Annotated in this window: 16 protein-coding genes; 8 read left to right on the forward strand and 8 right to left on the reverse strand. The window is 63.3% G+C overall.

The genetic code is table 11. From position 1 onward, the window contains the following. Window positions 1-7 precede the first annotated feature (7 nt). Genes CH295_RS14330 through CH295_RS14345 form a run of 4 tightly spaced genes read left to right on the forward strand, consistent with a single transcriptional unit; the run spans window position 8 to window position 4,156 of the window. Window positions 8-937 carry an AurF N-oxygenase family protein gene (locus CH295_RS14330; protein ID WP_094741189.1) on the forward strand — a complete coding sequence of 310 codons (930 nt, stop codon included), beginning with the start codon at window positions 8-10 and terminating at the stop codon, window positions 935-937. After that, window positions 934-1,797, forward strand: a complete 864-nt coding sequence (locus tag CH295_RS14335) for a diiron oxygenase (RefSeq protein ID WP_094632658.1) — start codon at window positions 934-936, stop codon at window positions 1,795-1,797. Before CH295_RS14330 ends, CH295_RS14335 begins: the two co-directional genes overlap by 4 nt. Next, window positions 1,794-3,308 (forward strand): flavin-containing monooxygenase, encoded by a 1,515-nt coding sequence (locus tag CH295_RS14340; protein ID WP_094632659.1) that lies wholly within the window; start codon window positions 1,794-1,796, stop codon window positions 3,306-3,308. The genes CH295_RS14335 and CH295_RS14340 overlap by 4 nt, the downstream gene beginning before the upstream one ends. After that, window positions 3,305-4,156, forward strand: a complete 852-nt coding sequence (locus CH295_RS14345) for an SDR family NAD(P)-dependent oxidoreductase (RefSeq protein ID WP_094632660.1) — start codon at window positions 3,305-3,307, stop codon at window positions 4,154-4,156. Before CH295_RS14340 ends, CH295_RS14345 begins: the two co-directional genes overlap by 4 nt. Window positions 4,157-4,192: 36 nt before the next feature. Here CH295_RS14345 and CH295_RS14350 read toward each other — a convergent pair whose 3' ends face one another. Then, complete coding sequence (locus tag CH295_RS14350) at window positions 4,193-4,957, reverse strand: class I SAM-dependent methyltransferase (protein WP_252342042.1); 765 nt, start codon at window positions 4,955-4,957, stop codon at window positions 4,193-4,195. After that, on the reverse strand, window positions 4,954-5,514 hold the full coding sequence (locus CH295_RS14355) for a carboxymuconolactone decarboxylase family protein (RefSeq protein WP_094632661.1): 561 nt from the start codon (window positions 5,512-5,514) through the stop codon (window positions 4,954-4,956). Before CH295_RS14355 ends, CH295_RS14350 begins: the two co-directional genes overlap by 4 nt. A 115-nt stretch (window positions 5,515-5,629) precedes the next feature. Between CH295_RS14355 and CH295_RS14360 the strand changes: the two genes are divergently transcribed. Beyond that, on the forward strand, window positions 5,630-6,535 hold the full coding sequence (locus CH295_RS14360) for an iron-siderophore ABC transporter substrate-binding protein (protein ID WP_170945922.1): 906 nt from the start codon (window positions 5,630-5,632) through the stop codon (window positions 6,533-6,535). A 4-nt stretch (window positions 6,536-6,539) separates the two neighbouring features. Here the strand turns inward: CH295_RS14360 and CH295_RS14365 are convergent, their stop codons facing one another. The 6 genes from CH295_RS14365 to urtA all read right to left on the reverse strand — a co-directional run bounded on the left by CH295_RS14365 (window position 6,540) and on the right by urtA (window position 12,054). Beyond that, window positions 6,540-7,208, reverse strand: coding sequence for a GntR family transcriptional regulator (locus CH295_RS14365; RefSeq protein WP_094632663.1), 669 nt, complete (start codon window positions 7,206-7,208; stop codon window positions 6,540-6,542). A gap of 11 nt (window positions 7,209-7,219) precedes the next feature. Next, window positions 7,220-7,912, reverse strand: a complete 693-nt coding sequence (gene urtE / locus CH295_RS14370; RefSeq protein ID WP_037186821.1) for an urea ABC transporter ATP-binding subunit UrtE — start codon at window positions 7,910-7,912, stop codon at window positions 7,220-7,222. Further along, complete coding sequence (gene urtD / locus CH295_RS14375) at window positions 7,905-8,735, reverse strand: urea ABC transporter ATP-binding protein UrtD (protein WP_037186823.1); 831 nt, start codon at window positions 8,733-8,735, stop codon at window positions 7,905-7,907. Before urtD ends, urtE begins: the two co-directional genes overlap by 8 nt. Next, window positions 8,732-9,823 carry an urea ABC transporter permease subunit UrtC gene (gene urtC, locus CH295_RS14380; protein WP_037186825.1) on the reverse strand — a complete coding sequence of 364 codons (1,092 nt, stop codon included), beginning with the start codon at window positions 9,821-9,823 and terminating at the stop codon, window positions 8,732-8,734. The genes urtD and urtC overlap by 4 nt, the downstream gene beginning before the upstream one ends. Beyond that, window positions 9,820-10,704 carry an urea ABC transporter permease subunit UrtB gene (gene urtB, locus CH295_RS14385; RefSeq protein ID WP_037186827.1) on the reverse strand — a complete coding sequence of 295 codons (885 nt, stop codon included), beginning with the start codon at window positions 10,702-10,704 and terminating at the stop codon, window positions 9,820-9,822. Before urtB ends, urtC begins: the two co-directional genes overlap by 4 nt. Window positions 10,705-10,776: 72 nt before the next feature. Beyond that, complete coding sequence (urtA, locus tag CH295_RS14390; RefSeq protein ID WP_037186830.1) at window positions 10,777-12,054, reverse strand: urea ABC transporter substrate-binding protein; 1,278 nt, start codon at window positions 12,052-12,054, stop codon at window positions 10,777-10,779. Window positions 12,055-12,235: 181 nt separating this feature from the next. On the opposite strand from urtA, the gene CH295_RS14395 reads away from it, so the two are divergent. From CH295_RS14395 to CH295_RS14405, 3 genes are all read left to right on the forward strand, one after another. Further along, on the forward strand, window positions 12,236-12,448 hold the full coding sequence (locus tag CH295_RS14395) for a helix-turn-helix transcriptional regulator (protein WP_094632665.1): 213 nt from the start codon (window positions 12,236-12,238) through the stop codon (window positions 12,446-12,448). Then, on the forward strand, window positions 12,445-12,963 hold the full coding sequence (locus CH295_RS14400; protein ID WP_094741091.1) for a hypothetical protein: 519 nt from the start codon (window positions 12,445-12,447) through the stop codon (window positions 12,961-12,963). The genes CH295_RS14395 and CH295_RS14400 overlap by 4 nt, the downstream gene beginning before the upstream one ends. A gap of 332 nt (window positions 12,964-13,295) precedes the next feature. Next, the gene (locus CH295_RS14405; protein ID WP_141216732.1) at window positions 13,296-13,622 is read left to right on the forward strand and encodes a hypothetical protein; all 327 of its coding nucleotides are present in this window, start codon (window positions 13,296-13,298) and stop codon (window positions 13,620-13,622) included. Window positions 13,623-13,631 lie beyond the last annotated feature (9 nt).

Consider the following 13,631-nt stretch of genomic DNA (forward strand, 5'->3'; position numbering starts at 1 on the left):
TCGGCTGATGACCGAGGATCAGTCGACTTCGCGCGCGCGGACTGTCGGGCCGAGAGAGAAGACGGCGCGAAGACTGCTGAAGTCGACCGCCAACAAGTTCTACGACGGCGAGGCCGACATCGATTGGGATGCCCCGGTCGTCGACGGTATGCGCTGGATGCCCGAGCACAGAATCTCGCTGTACCGAACCAGGTTGTGGGGCAAGCTGACCGAAGAGCAGCGCCGCGAACTGGGCCGCCACGAGATCGTCAGTATTCTCTCGTTCGGCATCTATGCCGAAGGCATGCTCAGTGCGAACCTGCTCCGGGTGTTCGGCAAAGGCACGTTCTCCGATCATTCGATGTATTCGATAGCCGAGATCGGCGAGGAGTCCCGGCACTCCATCATGTTCGGAAAGCTGATCGAGAAGACCGGCCTCACCCCGTATTTGATGCCCAAGCCTGCAACGTTCATGGCCAAGATCGGGCAGTTTCTGCCGCTCGGACCCGCCACCTACGGCGGGGTGTTGCTCATCGAGGAGGTACTCGATCGGGCGCAGCGCGAGGCGCAGTACGACCCCGAGATGCAACCGCACCTGCGTCAGATGATGCGAATCCACGTCATCGAGGAGTCGCGCCACATCACCTACGCGCGCGAGGAAATGGTGCGCGCGATGGCAGCCACGAATCGGTTCAACCGTGCCATCCACCGCGTGATCCTCGCGTCGATCGCCAACTTCACGTACTTGGCCCTCATCAACCCGAAGGTGTACCGATCGATCGGTATCAACCCGATCCGCGGAATCGTCACCGCCATGGCGAGTCCCACCTACAAGACGAACATGCAGTTCTTCTCCGAACCCATGATCCGTTTCTTCGCCGATGCCGGCATGTGCGACGGTGTGGTGACCAGTCGCCTGTGGAAGATGACCAGGGCGATGCCGGACGATCTGGCATGAGCCCGCGTTCGTCGGCGGTTCAGTACGATCCGCATGTCGATATCGATTGGGAATCTCCCTGGCAGACAGGCGAATTTGCGCTTCCCCGTGAATCGGTGACGTTGCACGGAACTCGTCTCTGGACCAAGTTGACCGAACAGGACCGGCGCACGCTTGCCCTGCACGAGGCAGTGAGCAGATGGAGCACCGTGTCCTATCTGTCCGCGATGTTGACCGGCAACCAGCTCCGGCGGGCGGCGGAAGAGGGGCTCAACAGCCCGGCGTCCCGTAATGCTCTCGCAGAGGTCGCGGGTAGTTCCCGAACCACCATCACCTTCGGACGGCTCGTTCGGGCCTCGGAAGTGCCGCCTTACAGGCTCCCGAAGGGCACGACAACGGCAGTCAAGCTCCTGGGTTTCCTGCCCCTCGGTGTCGCCTCGCATGCGTCGACCCTCCTGGTCGAAGAGACCTTCGCCCGGTCGATGCAGGGTGCGGTGACAGAACCGGGAATCGAACCCCACGTTCGACAGGCGGTGAAGATCCATCGACTCGAGAGCGCCGACCGCTTCGCATTCGCCCGATCGGAAGTGGTAGCAGCGCAGGAGAAGTCGAACAGACTGTCCCGAGCATTCAACCGGTTGCTCCTCGCGGTACTCGCCAACGTGATCCTTCGTCTCGGTGTTTCGTTCCAGGTGTATCGATCCATCGGCATGTCCCCGGTTCGAGGCGTGCTCGCCTCGCGGCGTCGCCGGGCAGCGATCAGGCGGCGGGACGCGTCGAACACCGTCGCCTTCCTGGATTCGGTCGGGTTGCTCGAAGGGACGATCACCGCCGCGCTGTGGAGAATGACCGGAGTCGTGTCAACGGAGGGTCGACAATGACCGTCCATCACACCGGGGTTCTGGTCATCGGCAGTGGCTTCTCCGGGTTGGGGATGGCGATCTCGCTCCGTACCCGCGGTCGCGACGACTTCCTCGTTCTGGAGAAGGCGCAGTCCGTTGGGGGCACCTGGCGAGACAACACCTATCCGGGCTGCGCGTGCGATGTCCCCTCGCACATGTATTCCTACTCGTTCGAGCCCAATCCCGAGTGGTCGCAGATGTGGTCTGCCCAACCGGAAATTCTGAGCTATCTACAACGACTCTCGGTCAAGTACCGCCTGGACGACAACATCCGATTCGGGGTCGAGTGCGACGGTGGTCACTGGGACGAGAGCGAACACCGATGGCACATCACGACAACGAACGGTGACGAATACGTCGCCCAGTTCATCGTCTCCGGCATCGGAGCGTTGCACGTTCCCAACACTCCGGAGCTCGCAGGCGTCGAGTCGTTCACGGGTGCGGCCTTTCACTCGGCGCGGTGGGATCACCAGGTGGATCTGACCGACAAGAAAGTGGCAGTCATCGGAACTGGGGCGAGCGCTGTGCAGTTCGTTCCACAGATCGCAGAGACCGTCGGCGAACTGCACCTGTACCAACGATCTCCCGCGTGGGTGCTCCCGAGACGGAATTTCGCCATCCCGAGTGCTCTCCGACGACTCTTTCGTCGATCGGCAGTGGCGCGCAAGGTGTTCAGAAATTCGATCTACTGGTCTGCGGAGTCTCTGGCGATAGGCCTCAACGGGCATTCCAATCTCCTTCGTCCCGTCGAGGCAGCTGCGCGGAGATTCATCGAGAAGGAGGTGTCGGATCCGGAGCTGCGCAAGAAACTGACCCCGAGCTATCGCATCGGGTGCAAGCGATTGCTCGGATCCAACACCTACTACCGGGCATTGACTCGACCCAACGCGGATGTGATCACCGACCCCATCGCGGAGGTACGCGAACGGTCGATCGTCACCGCGGATGGGACCGAACGCGAGGTGGACGTCATCATCTACGCGACCGGCTTCCATGTCACCGACGGGTTCGACGGTCTGAACGTGGCCGGTATCGGTGGGCGGAAGTTGGTGCAGCACTGGCAACAACACGGAATCGAGACTCACCTGGGGATCGTGGCCGCGGGATATCCCAACGCGTTCTTCCTGCTCGGTCCCAACACCGGGCTCGGGCACAACTCCGTGGTGTTCATGATCGAGCAACAGATCGGGTACGCGCTGCGAGCGATCGAATTCGTCGAGTCGGGGGCTGCCGACGGACTCACGGTTCGTCGACAGACGCAGGATCGATTCACGGCCGAGATCCAGGCGAAGCTGAACAAGGGCGTGTGGAGCACGGGCGGATGCACCAGTTGGTACCTCGATTCGCACGGTGCCAACCGGACGGTCTGGCCTGGATTCACCTGGCAATACTGGCTTCGTACAAGGAAGTTCGACCCGGCACAGTACGAATTCCTGCTCCCGACCGGAGCCGGAACCGACAGCGAGAACGTGGAAGAAGTGCGTATATGAAGAATTTCGAGAACAAGGTCGCCGTCGTATCCGGTGCCGGTTCGGGGATCGGTCGCGCCCTCGCGCTCGATCTGGCGGAGCGTGGAGCGCAGCTTGCGCTCTCCGACATCGACGGCGAAGGACTCGGCGAGACCCTCGTTCTGTGCGAGAAGATCGGAGCCCGCACGGTCACGTACGAGCTGGACGTATCGGACCGGTCAGCGGTCCACGCGCACGCCGACGCAGTGCTCAGCGAATTCGGACGCGTGAATTTCGTCGCCAACAACGCCGGAGTCGCGTTGGGTGCCGATGTACTCGACATGACCTGGGACGATTTCGAGTGGGTCATGAACATCGACTTCTGGGGAGTCGCCAACGGAACCAAGGCATTTCTGCCGGCATTGATCGAGTCGGGCGAGGGTCACCTCGTCAATGTCTCGAGTGTCTTCGGTCTGATGGGCATCCCTGGTCAAAGTGCCTACAATTCCGCGAAATTCGCCGTGCGGGGATTCACCGAGGCGTTGCGTCAGGAAATGAAGATCGCTCGACATCCCGTAGGAGTGACGTGCGTGCATCCGGGCGGCATCAAGACCAACATCGTGGCCAACGCCCGTGGAATGGACGACCTAGGGACCCCTGACGAGGCCTCGCGTCGCTTCCAGCAGATCGCCCTGACGACACCGACGAGGGCCGCCAAGGTGATCCTCGCGGGAGTGGAAAGGAACAAGCCGCGAGTTCTGATCGGCCCCGACGCCCGAGCGTTCGATCTGATTCCGCGACTCGTCGGTCCGCGCTATCAGGACATTCTTGCTCCGCTCGGTCGGCTCGGCCAGTCAGCGGGAAAGAAACGCGCCGGGGTGAAGAAGTAGCTGCGCAGCATCAGCTCATAGGTTCGTCTCTGCCCGTTACTGCTTCGTGGCACTGACGAACTGGGCCAGTCCCCGGACGTCGTGCTGAATCTCGGTCAGTCCCGATGCCTCGAACACGTCGACGAACAGGTTCTTCGGAAACATCCGCACGCCCGCCAGGCCGGTTCCGAAGCCGACGACTGTGCCCAGCGGGGCCGGACGAGGCTCGCAGCTGGTCATGATCGCGATGCGTCCACCCGGGCGGACGACGCGAATCAACTCGTCCAGCACTGTCATGGGTTTCGGAACGAGATACAGTGCGGCGTAGCAGCATACGGCGTCGAAAGTGTCGTCCGAATACGGCAGGTGGGCAGCGTCTCCGCGTACGTACGCCGCACGCGGTCCTCGATTGTCCGCCACGGCACGGGCGATCATCGCCTCGGAGATGTCGAACCCGACGGCGAGGCCGTCGTCGGTGAGAGCGTCGGAGAGAAACTTGGTGAAGTTGCCGGGGCCGCAGGCGACGTCGAGCACGCGCTGGGGGCCGTGCAATCTGAGGTCGGCAACGGCTTTGGCGCGCTCGGCCGCCATCGACATGCCCGCGATGCCCATCATGGATACCCCGAACGGCCGCCACAGTCTTTCGTAGATCGCTGCCACCACACGATTGTTCATCGCGATACTGGCCGGCGACGGGTTCGGTGCGGGCACGTCCGGCAGCAGCTCTACGTAGCCGCCGTCGGTGCGCGCCAGCCCGCGCAGCGTCGTCGGCTCGATCATGGCGAGCGCGCGGTGCAGCGCGGTCTCGGCCGACTCGCTCACGGGCGTGGTGGCCGGTCGCCGTAGTCCCGCTCGACCCGCAGGGTCGCGAGAGTGGTTGCCAGGCCGTCGTATTGGGTGGCCAGCAGGACGAATTCGATGAGTCGCCGCTCGTCGAACTGGGTGGCCAGTTGATTCCAGGTCGCGTCGGAGAGAATCTTGGTGGCGATGAGTTCGTCGACCGCGGTCAGAATGGTTCGATACCGCGTCGACAGTCCCGGTGCGTCGGGTCCGGTCTTGATCAGCTCGAGCAGATCCCGGTCGATGCCCGCTCGCTTGCCGAGGCGGATGTGGTGGTCCATCTCGTACGCGGAATCGCGGAGGTGCGCCACGCGCAGGATCACCATTTCGGTTTCCTTGCGTGAGATCTTCCCGCCGGGCATCAGGTGGCCGCTGTAGAACAGCCAGGCTCGGTAGAGACCACCGGTGCGCCCGAGGGTGGTGAACAAGTGAGGATTGGGCACCCCAGCACCTTTGGCGATCACCTTGCAGATGACCCAGTTGATGGGCCCGAGGGTTTTGGCGGTTCCGGACGGAATGCGTGGTGTGGTCACAGCCACACCGTACCGACTGCCCGGCCGGACGTCACCGGGACGCAGAAGGATAGGCTAACCTCCTTTCCATTCTGTACAATTTCCCCTCGGAGGACCCTTGACGAAGTCCAATGCCCGCATCATGGCCCTCGCCCTCACCATCGCCGCCCTCGGTGTGACTGCGTCGGCGTGTTCGTCCACCGACGCCGTCTCCGACAGCGCAGGCAGCGCGACGCGATCGATCGAGACCGTCCGGGGAACGGTCGACGTTCCCGAGACCCCGCTGCGCGTCGTCACCCTCGAGCCGGTCGAGCTCGACACCACCGTCGCCCTCGGCGTCGTGCCCGTGGGCACCGCAGTGCTCAGCGAGGCGAGCGGCGTGCCGTCGTACCTCGGTACCGAAGCCGCGGACATCGCGATGGTCGGTACGGTTGCCGAACCGACCATCGAGGACATCGCGGCCCTGCAGCCGGATCTCATCCTGGGCACGGAGACTCGACATGCCGAGTACTACGACCAACTCACCGCCATTGCGCCGACGGTGTTCATGGCATCCCAATCCGATCCGTGGCGCGAGAACGTCAGGTTCGTCGGACGCACCCTCGGCAGGGAGGACGACGCGGAGAAACTGCTCACCGCGTACGACGACCGGTGTGCCGAGATTGCCGAGAAATTCGACACCGCCGGCAAGACAGCACAATTGATTCGTCCACGCGCCGGCGAACTGACCCTGTACGGGCCGTCCTCGTTCGCCGGGAGCACCCTCGAATGCGCAGGCTTCACCACTCCGCCGAGGCCGGAATGGGCCGACGAGATCTCGGTCGACCTCTCGCCCGAGCTGGCGGCTCAGGCGGCCGCGGATCTGATCGTCGTCACCGCCTCGGACCCGTCGGACCCCGCAGCGATTCCGGCGTCGATCACCGCCAATGCGGCGGTTCTGCCGAATCCACACGCGGTGGATCTGTCGTACTGGATCACCGGTGTCGGGCCCATGGGTGGGCAGACCGTGCTCGACGACATCGATCGGATTCTCTCGGGTAGTGCCTGACGCGTCAGATTCGGACGGCTCCCGCCAGCGCCGCAGCTTGCTCGGCCCGCTCGAGCACTCGATCGCGTGAGGAATCGATGTGAGCCAGTAGCAGTTCCAGTGCCGAGTCCAGGGTCCCGGCGAGCACGCGTTCGACGATGTCGATGTGTTGATCGATCGCCGAGACGACGGCGGCGGCGTCGAGTCCGCCGAGTATCCGAACCGGACGCACCTTGGCGTTGACGGTACACAGCGCCTCGGTCAGAGCCGGATTACCCGACGCGGCCAACAATGTGACGTGGAAGTTCTCGTCGAGCGACACCAGATCGTCGGTAGTCCCGGGAGGGTCGGCACGCAAGCCGATCCAGGTGTCCAACAGGTTCGACAGCGACGACCGATCGACCGGGTGGGACATCGAGCGAGTGATGCCGCGGGCTTCGAGGGTGGCCCGCAGCTCGTAGAGATCGGGCAGTTCGCCGAGTCGTGGGCGGTACGCGTGGAGACCGGCGTCGTCGCGGGTGACGAGGCCGTCCGCCTGCAACCGCGCCAGTGCCTCGCGCACCGGAGTGCGCGAGACACCGTACAGCTCGGCGAGACGCTCCTCGCCGAGCCGTTCCGTGGAGCTGATGGCACCGGAGATCAGATCCCGGCGCAGTGACGAATAGACCTTCTCGCGAAGGTCCTTGCGCGGCACGATGCGTCCGGTCAGATTGCCATGGCTGCGCGGACGTCCGCCTCGGACTCGGCTCCGCCCACGCCGGTGGACGTGATGCGGCCGGCCTCGAGAATGTAGTAGTTCTGCGCAGACTCGAGTGCGAAGCCGATGTGCTGTTCCACCAACAACACTCCGAGGCCTCCGCGTCGGGTGAGTTCGATGACGGTGCGTTCGATCTCGGCGACGACCGACGGCTGGATGCCCTCGGTCGGCTCGTCCAGGATCAACATCCGCGGTTCGGTGATCAGTGCCCGCGCGATCGCGAGCTGCTGGCGCTGACCGCCCGAGAGCAATCCCGCTCTGCGACCGAGCAATTCCTTCAACGCCGGAAAGAGATCGAGTGCCTCGTCGACGAGAGCTTTACCGCGCTTGCGGCCGTCGGCGACGACCTGCAGATTCTCGGCCGTGGTCAACTGGCCGAACGACTGTTGACCCTGGGGCACGTACGCGAGTCCGCGGGCGACGCGGGCGCTGGGACGCAACGCGCTCACGTCCTCACCGTCGAACATGACCTTGCCGGAATTGACCTTGAGCAATCCGACCGCTGCTCGCAGCAGAGTGGTCTTGCCCGCGCCGTTGTGTCCCATCACCGCGGCCACACCGTCGGCCGGAACCGTCAGCGACGCACCGTGAATCACCTCGCTGCGGCCGTAACCGGTACGCACATCGACCAGTTCAAGCATGACCGGCTCCTTCTTCTGCGATCTGTTCGAGTTCCTCGCCCGCCGCTGCGGTGCCGAGATAGACCTCTTGGACCTTCGGATCGGCCTGTACCTCGGCCACGGTGCCCTCGGCCAGAACGCGTCCGGCAGCCAACACCGTCACCGAGGTGGCGAACATGCGCATGAAGTCCATGTCGTGCTCCACCACCACTACGGTCCGCTCACCGCCGATGCGTTGCAGCAGCTGACCTGTCTCCTCGCGTTCCTCGTGACTCATTCCGGCGACCGGCTCGTCGAGTAGAAGCACATCGGCGTTCTGCACCAACAGCATTCCGATCTCGAGCCACTGCTTCTGACCGTGCGCGAGAATTCCCGCGGGTTTGTCACGCTCGGCCGTCAGACCGATGGTCTCGAGAGCCTCCTCGATGGCAGGCAGCACCGATCCGCGACGACGCAACATCGTCAGCACCGATCGTCCGGATCCGGCGGCGATGTCCAGGTTCTGCAGCACCGTCAGATTCTCGAAGATGCTGGCGGTCTGGAAGGTTCGGCCGATGCCGAGGCGGGCGATCTGATGCACCTTCTTGCCCAGCAGTTCCACTCCGGATTTGGTGACCGAGCCGGTCGCCGGGACGAGGCCGGTGATGGCGTCGATCAGCGTGGTCTTGCCGGCACCGTTGGGTCCGATGAGAAAGCGTAGATCGCCCTGCATCAGCGTCAGATCGACGTTGGTGTTGGCCTTGAAACCGTCGAAACTGACTGTCAGGTCGCGTACTTCGAGGTACTGACTCGACATGCCGGCGTTGCCGCCGAACGTGGGCTGCGGACCTTCGACATGGATCATCGCGTCAGTTCCTTCTCTGGCTCTTCGCTCGGTTCGGGAACCGGTTCGGATTCCTTCTTTCGTTTGCGCAGCGCGAACAGTCCCGCGATACCGGCGGGGAAGAACCCGACGACCACCACGAACAGCAGACCCTGCGCATACGTCCAGCCCGACGGGAACTGCTCGGACAGTGTGGTCTGGGCCCAGGCGACGCCGAGCGCGCCGAGGACCGGGCCGAGCAGGGTGGTGCGACCGCCGATCGCGACACCGATGAGGAACGCGATGGACGGGACGATGCCGACGTCGTTGGGGGAGATGATGCCGACGATCGGAACGAACAGTGCGCCCGCGAGACCCGCGAAGAACGCGGCGGCCACGTAGGCCACGATCTTGACGTTGGCGGGGTCGTACCCGAGGAACCGCACCCGCTCCTCCTGATCGCGCACCGCCACCAACAGCTCGCCGTAGCGCGAGTACATCAGCTGGCGGGTGATGGCGACGACGACGAGCAGTACGCCTGCGGCGATGAAGAACAGCATCTGCTTGTTCGCAGGGTCGTTGAGGTTGAACCCGAAGAACGTACGGAACCTGTTGAGACCGTTGGATCCACCGGTGCTCTGCTGCCCGATGAGCAGAATGGCGAACGCGGCGGCGAGTGCCTGGCTGAGGATCGCGAAGTACGCGCCCTTGACTCGACGCTTGAACACGCCGAGACCGAGCACCAGTGCCACCAGGGCCGGCACGAACAGGATGCCCAGGATCGTGGTGATCGGCGAGGTGAACGGCACCCAGTACGAGGGCAGTTCGCGAATTCCGGCGATCGACATGAAGTCCGGTACGTCGTCACCACGCAGATCGGCGTCGGAGATCTTCAGGTGCATGGCCATGATGTAGGCACCGATGCCGAAGAAGACACCCTGCCCGAGGGTGAGCATTCCGCCACGCCCCCATGCCAATCCGATTCCGACGGCGACGATGGCGTAGCAGATGAACTTGCCCAGCAGGTTCAGCCGGAAGTCGCTGAGGACGGCCGGAGCGACGGCGAACAACAGAATCGCGGCGAGCGCGAATCCCAGTAGAGCGCCGCGCTTGGCGATGAACTCGCTCATACCAGGCTCCTTGTCTTGACGGCGAACAAGCCCTGCGGGCGGGCCTGCAGGAAGATCACGATGAGCACGAACACGATGACCTTGGCGATCGACGCGGTGGTGCTGTACTCGATGAACGAGTTGAGGATTCCCAGAGCGAAGGCGGCGATGACCGCACCCTTGATCTGGCCGAGGCCGCCGACGACGACCACCAGGAAGGCGTCGATCAGATAGCTCTGTCCCACAGTGGAACTGGTGGAACCGATCAGGGTGAGCGCGACGCCTGCGACACCGGCGAGACCGGAGCCGAGGAAGAACGTCGAGATGTCGGTCCTGCGGCTCGAGATGCCCGAGGTCTCCGCGAGATCGCGGTTCTGGACCACCGCGCGGATGCGTCGACCCATCGCGGTCTTCTTCAATGCGATCGACAGCGCGACAACGGCGACGACCGCGAGGACGAGGATGAAGATTCTGGTCTTGGGCACCACGGCACCGAGGATGTCGACGCCACCGGTCAGCCATCCCGGGGACACGACGTTGACCGCCGGCGCTCCGAAGATGTCGCGAGCGAGCTGCTGCAGGATGAGTCCGACGCCGAACGTCACGAGCAGGGTGTCGAGTGGTCGGTGGTACATGCGCTGAATCAGCGTGACCTCCAACAACACTCCCATGGCACCACCGACGAGGAAGCCGACGATCAGAGAGATGAACAGTGATGCGCCGCCGGTGGAGACGATCTGCTGCACCACGTAGGCCGTGTACGAACCGGCCATGATGAACTCGCCGTGCGCCATGTTGATGACGCCCATCTGACCGAACGTCAGTGAGAGCCCGAGGGCGGCGAGGAGAAGAATGGATCCGATCGACAGGCCGGTGAACAACTGTCCGATCACGACGTCCATAGAGGAGCTCCTTCGGAGCATGTGAGTGGAACTTCGTAGCAGGCTACGAAGTTCCACTCACATGGGAGGTGGTCAGTTGAGGTCTGCGGCCCAGTCGTAGGTCTCGAGGAACGGGTCGGGTGCAATCGCTTCGGGGGACTCCCACACTGTGTAGATCAGTCCGTCGGCACGGATCTCACCGATGCGGGCGGTCTTGGAGATGTGGTGGTTGTCGCCGTCGATGACGACCTCGCCCTCGGGAGCGGCGAAGCTGACTCCGTCGGCCGCGGCCTGAACGTCCGCCACGGCAAAGGAATCGGCCTTCTCGACGGTGTTCTTCCACAGGTAGACCGAGGTGTAGGCGGCTTCCATGGGGTCCGAGGTGGGCTTGTCGGCACCGTACTTCGCCTTGTAGTCGGCAACGAACTTGGTGTTCTCGGGGCTGTCGACGGTCTGGTAGTAGTTCCAGGCGGTCAGCTGGCCCTCGATGTTGGCCGCACCGATGCCGGCGACTTCCTCTTCGGCGATGGAGACCGAGATGACCGGCATGTCAGCAGCTTTGAGGCCGGCGTTGGTGTACTCGCGGAAGAACGCGACGTTCGAGTCGCCGTTGAGGGTGTTGAACACCGCGTCGGCGTCGGCCGAGCGCACCTTGTTGACGATGGTGGAGAAGTCCGTCGATCCGAGCGGGGTGTAATCCTCGCCCTTGATCTCGATGCCGTTCGCGGCGGCGTAGGCCTTGATCTCACGGTTGGCGGTCTGCGGGAAGACGTAGTCGCTACCGACGAGGTACAGCGACTTGACGCCCTGTTCCTTGAGGTAGTCCAGGGCCGGGATGATCTGCTGATTGGTGGTGGCACCGGTGTAGAAGATGTTGTCCGACGCCTCGAGTCCCTCGTACTGCACGGGGTAGTAGAGGAGAGCGTCGTTGTCCTCGAACACGGGCAGCATGGCCTTGCGGCTCGACGAGGTCCATCCGCCGAATACCGCTGCGACACAGTCGCTGCTGATCAGCTTCTCGGCCTTCTCGGCGAACACCGTCGGCTCCGACGCGCCGTCCTCGGCGACGACCTCGATCTGCTTGCCGTTGACTCCGCCCGCTGCGTTGATCTGCTCGACGGCCAACGCGATCGAATCACGCACCGTCACTTCGCTGATCGCCATGGTGCCGGACAGGGAGTTGAGCGAGCCGACCTTGATGGTGTCACCGGAGGTGTCGACACACGAGGTGGCAGAACCGCCGCCGCCATCGGCGGAGGTGGTGTCGCTCGCCTTGCTTCCGCACGCGGTGGCTACCAGGCTCAATGCAGCCAGCGCTGCGGGAACGACCATGACGCGCTTGAAGGACATGCGCTTCGAGACAGCAGGCATCTACGGCCCTTTCGGAGGTTTTGTATACGGAGTTGTATTCGCGATTGCGAACAGTAAAGGGAAGTTATTGCGTCGGTATGTTCTGCGGTCACGAGTCTGTTTCCCGCGTTACGCGGACGTAAATGCCGTGAGATGACAACTCCTCTTGACATTTTATGACAAGCAGAGTTGACTTTTGGGTATGCCCGGAACGAACAACGTTCGCGCGCATCGCAAATTGGCACGCATCACCCAGGCCGAACTCGGCAGCATCTGCGGGGTGAGTCGTCAGAGCATCGTCTCCGTCGAAGGCGGCGACTATGCGCCGAGCGTCTACCTGGCGCTGCGATTGGCGCGCGCACTCGATACGACGGTGGAAACACTGTTCGGAGACGAAGGAGAGTCCTCATCATGAGCGCATTCGTCAGAGCAGCCCGATTCGTCGGTGACCTCGACGACGAGTTCTACGCCGACGAGCTGCAACGTGACATCTGGAACGAGGCCTCGGCCGTCGGATTCCAGTCACTGCTGTGGATCGGGTTGATCGCGGGCGCGATCCTGCCCTATGTGGCGGGTGTCACCGGGGCGTGGGTGGCGTTGGGCATTCTGTTCGCGTTGATCGTCGCGTCGACGGTAGTGCAGGGATATGCCCGATCCAGGGGCGTAGAGGTGTACTCGGCGCAAGAGTTTCGCCGCCCACGGCTCGCAATAGCCGTTGTCCTGTATCTCGTCGGCAGTCTCGGTGCAATCGTTCGGCTGTTCGGCACGTTCGGCGACGTCAGTCTGGCGACGTGGGTGGGTCTGGCAACCGGTGCGGTCGCAGGTGCCTGCGTGGCCATTGTGATCGTCAAGCTGAGGCAGCGCCGGGTGCGCAACGCCGAGCTCGCCGCCGAGAAGGCCGAACTGCAGGGCTTCGAGGAGACGGACTGATTCTGGCGCCGCGAATCAGCAGCGCGGAGTTTTACAGGGTGCAAAGATACGTAAAGATATCGGTTCGAACGGTCTGCTCGCAGATCCGCGGTACGGGAGGTATGTTCTGACCGATGACATCGAGATTCCCTGGATGTTTGCGGCTGTGGGTGGGCTGGTCGGAGGCGGGTTCGTAACGCGGACGGTTGCGCCCCCGATGTAAAGGAAGGCTCGGGTCGAGGCCGATGACGATGTGTGAAACCAATCCGTCTTCCATCGCGCCACGAACCAATAACGAGACCACGTCGGACGTTCACCTTCGGGTGGAGCACGCTAACAGGGAAGTCGAGGCCGTGCGCAGAGACAAGAGTTACCTTAGACTCGTCGGATCGAGCACGCCGCAGCCCACGATCGAGGCTCTCGGCGGACCGAAGACCATCACGGTTCACGTGGACAACGTCCTGCCGGGGCAAATGTGCGAAGTTCTGCACAACGGGATGCTGTCGTTGAGTCGGCGTGTGGTCGTGGACGAGAACGCCACCAGCATCACCATCACCACGTTCAACCTCAAGCAGGGTGAATACAACGTCTCACTGCGTCTCGACGGACGCCTGGACTGCGTGACCGAGGCGCACACCGTCACCGTCGGCGAGCAGCTCGAGGTTCGTCGCAGCTCGTAGTACCCGACT

This window comes from Rhodococcus sp. 14-2483-1-2 (genome assembly GCF_002259405.1).
GTDB lineage: Bacteria > Actinomycetota > Actinomycetes > Mycobacteriales > Mycobacteriaceae > Rhodococcoides.

What these genes read in the sequence shown, in the direction of transcription:
- CH295_RS14360 (WP_170945922.1), top strand. Translation starts at nt 5,630, where the DNA reads ATGGCCCTCGCCCTCACCATCGCCGCCCTCGGTGTGACTGCGTCGGCG.
- CH295_RS14330 (WP_094741189.1), top strand. Translation starts at nt 8, where the DNA reads ATGACCGAGGATCAGTCGACTTCGCGCGCGCGGACTGTCGGGCCGAGA.
- urtA (WP_037186830.1), bottom strand. Translation starts at nt 12,054, where the DNA reads ATGCCTGCTGTCTCGAAGCGCATGTCCTTCAAGCGCGTCATGGTCGTT.
- CH295_RS14400 (WP_094741091.1), top strand. Translation starts at nt 12,445, where the DNA reads ATGAGCGCATTCGTCAGAGCAGCCCGATTCGTCGGTGACCTCGACGAC.
- urtE (WP_037186821.1), bottom strand. Translation starts at nt 7,912, where the DNA reads ATGCTTGAACTGGTCGATGTGCGTACCGGTTACGGCCGCAGCGAGGTG.
- CH295_RS14340 (WP_094632659.1), top strand. Translation starts at nt 1,794, where the DNA reads ATGACCGTCCATCACACCGGGGTTCTGGTCATCGGCAGTGGCTTCTCC.
- CH295_RS14345 (WP_094632660.1), top strand. Translation starts at nt 3,305, where the DNA reads ATGAAGAATTTCGAGAACAAGGTCGCCGTCGTATCCGGTGCCGGTTCG.
- CH295_RS14335 (WP_094632658.1), top strand. Translation starts at nt 934, where the DNA reads ATGAGCCCGCGTTCGTCGGCGGTTCAGTACGATCCGCATGTCGATATC.
- CH295_RS14395 (WP_094632665.1), top strand. Translation starts at nt 12,236, where the DNA reads ATGCCCGGAACGAACAACGTTCGCGCGCATCGCAAATTGGCACGCATC.
- urtC (WP_037186825.1), bottom strand. Translation starts at nt 9,823, where the DNA reads ATGAGCGAGTTCATCGCCAAGCGCGGCGCTCTACTGGGATTCGCGCTC.
- urtB (WP_037186827.1), bottom strand. Translation starts at nt 10,704, where the DNA reads ATGGACGTCGTGATCGGACAGTTGTTCACCGGCCTGTCGATCGGATCC.
- urtD (WP_037186823.1), bottom strand. Translation starts at nt 8,735, where the DNA reads ATGATCCATGTCGAAGGTCCGCAGCCCACGTTCGGCGGCAACGCCGGC.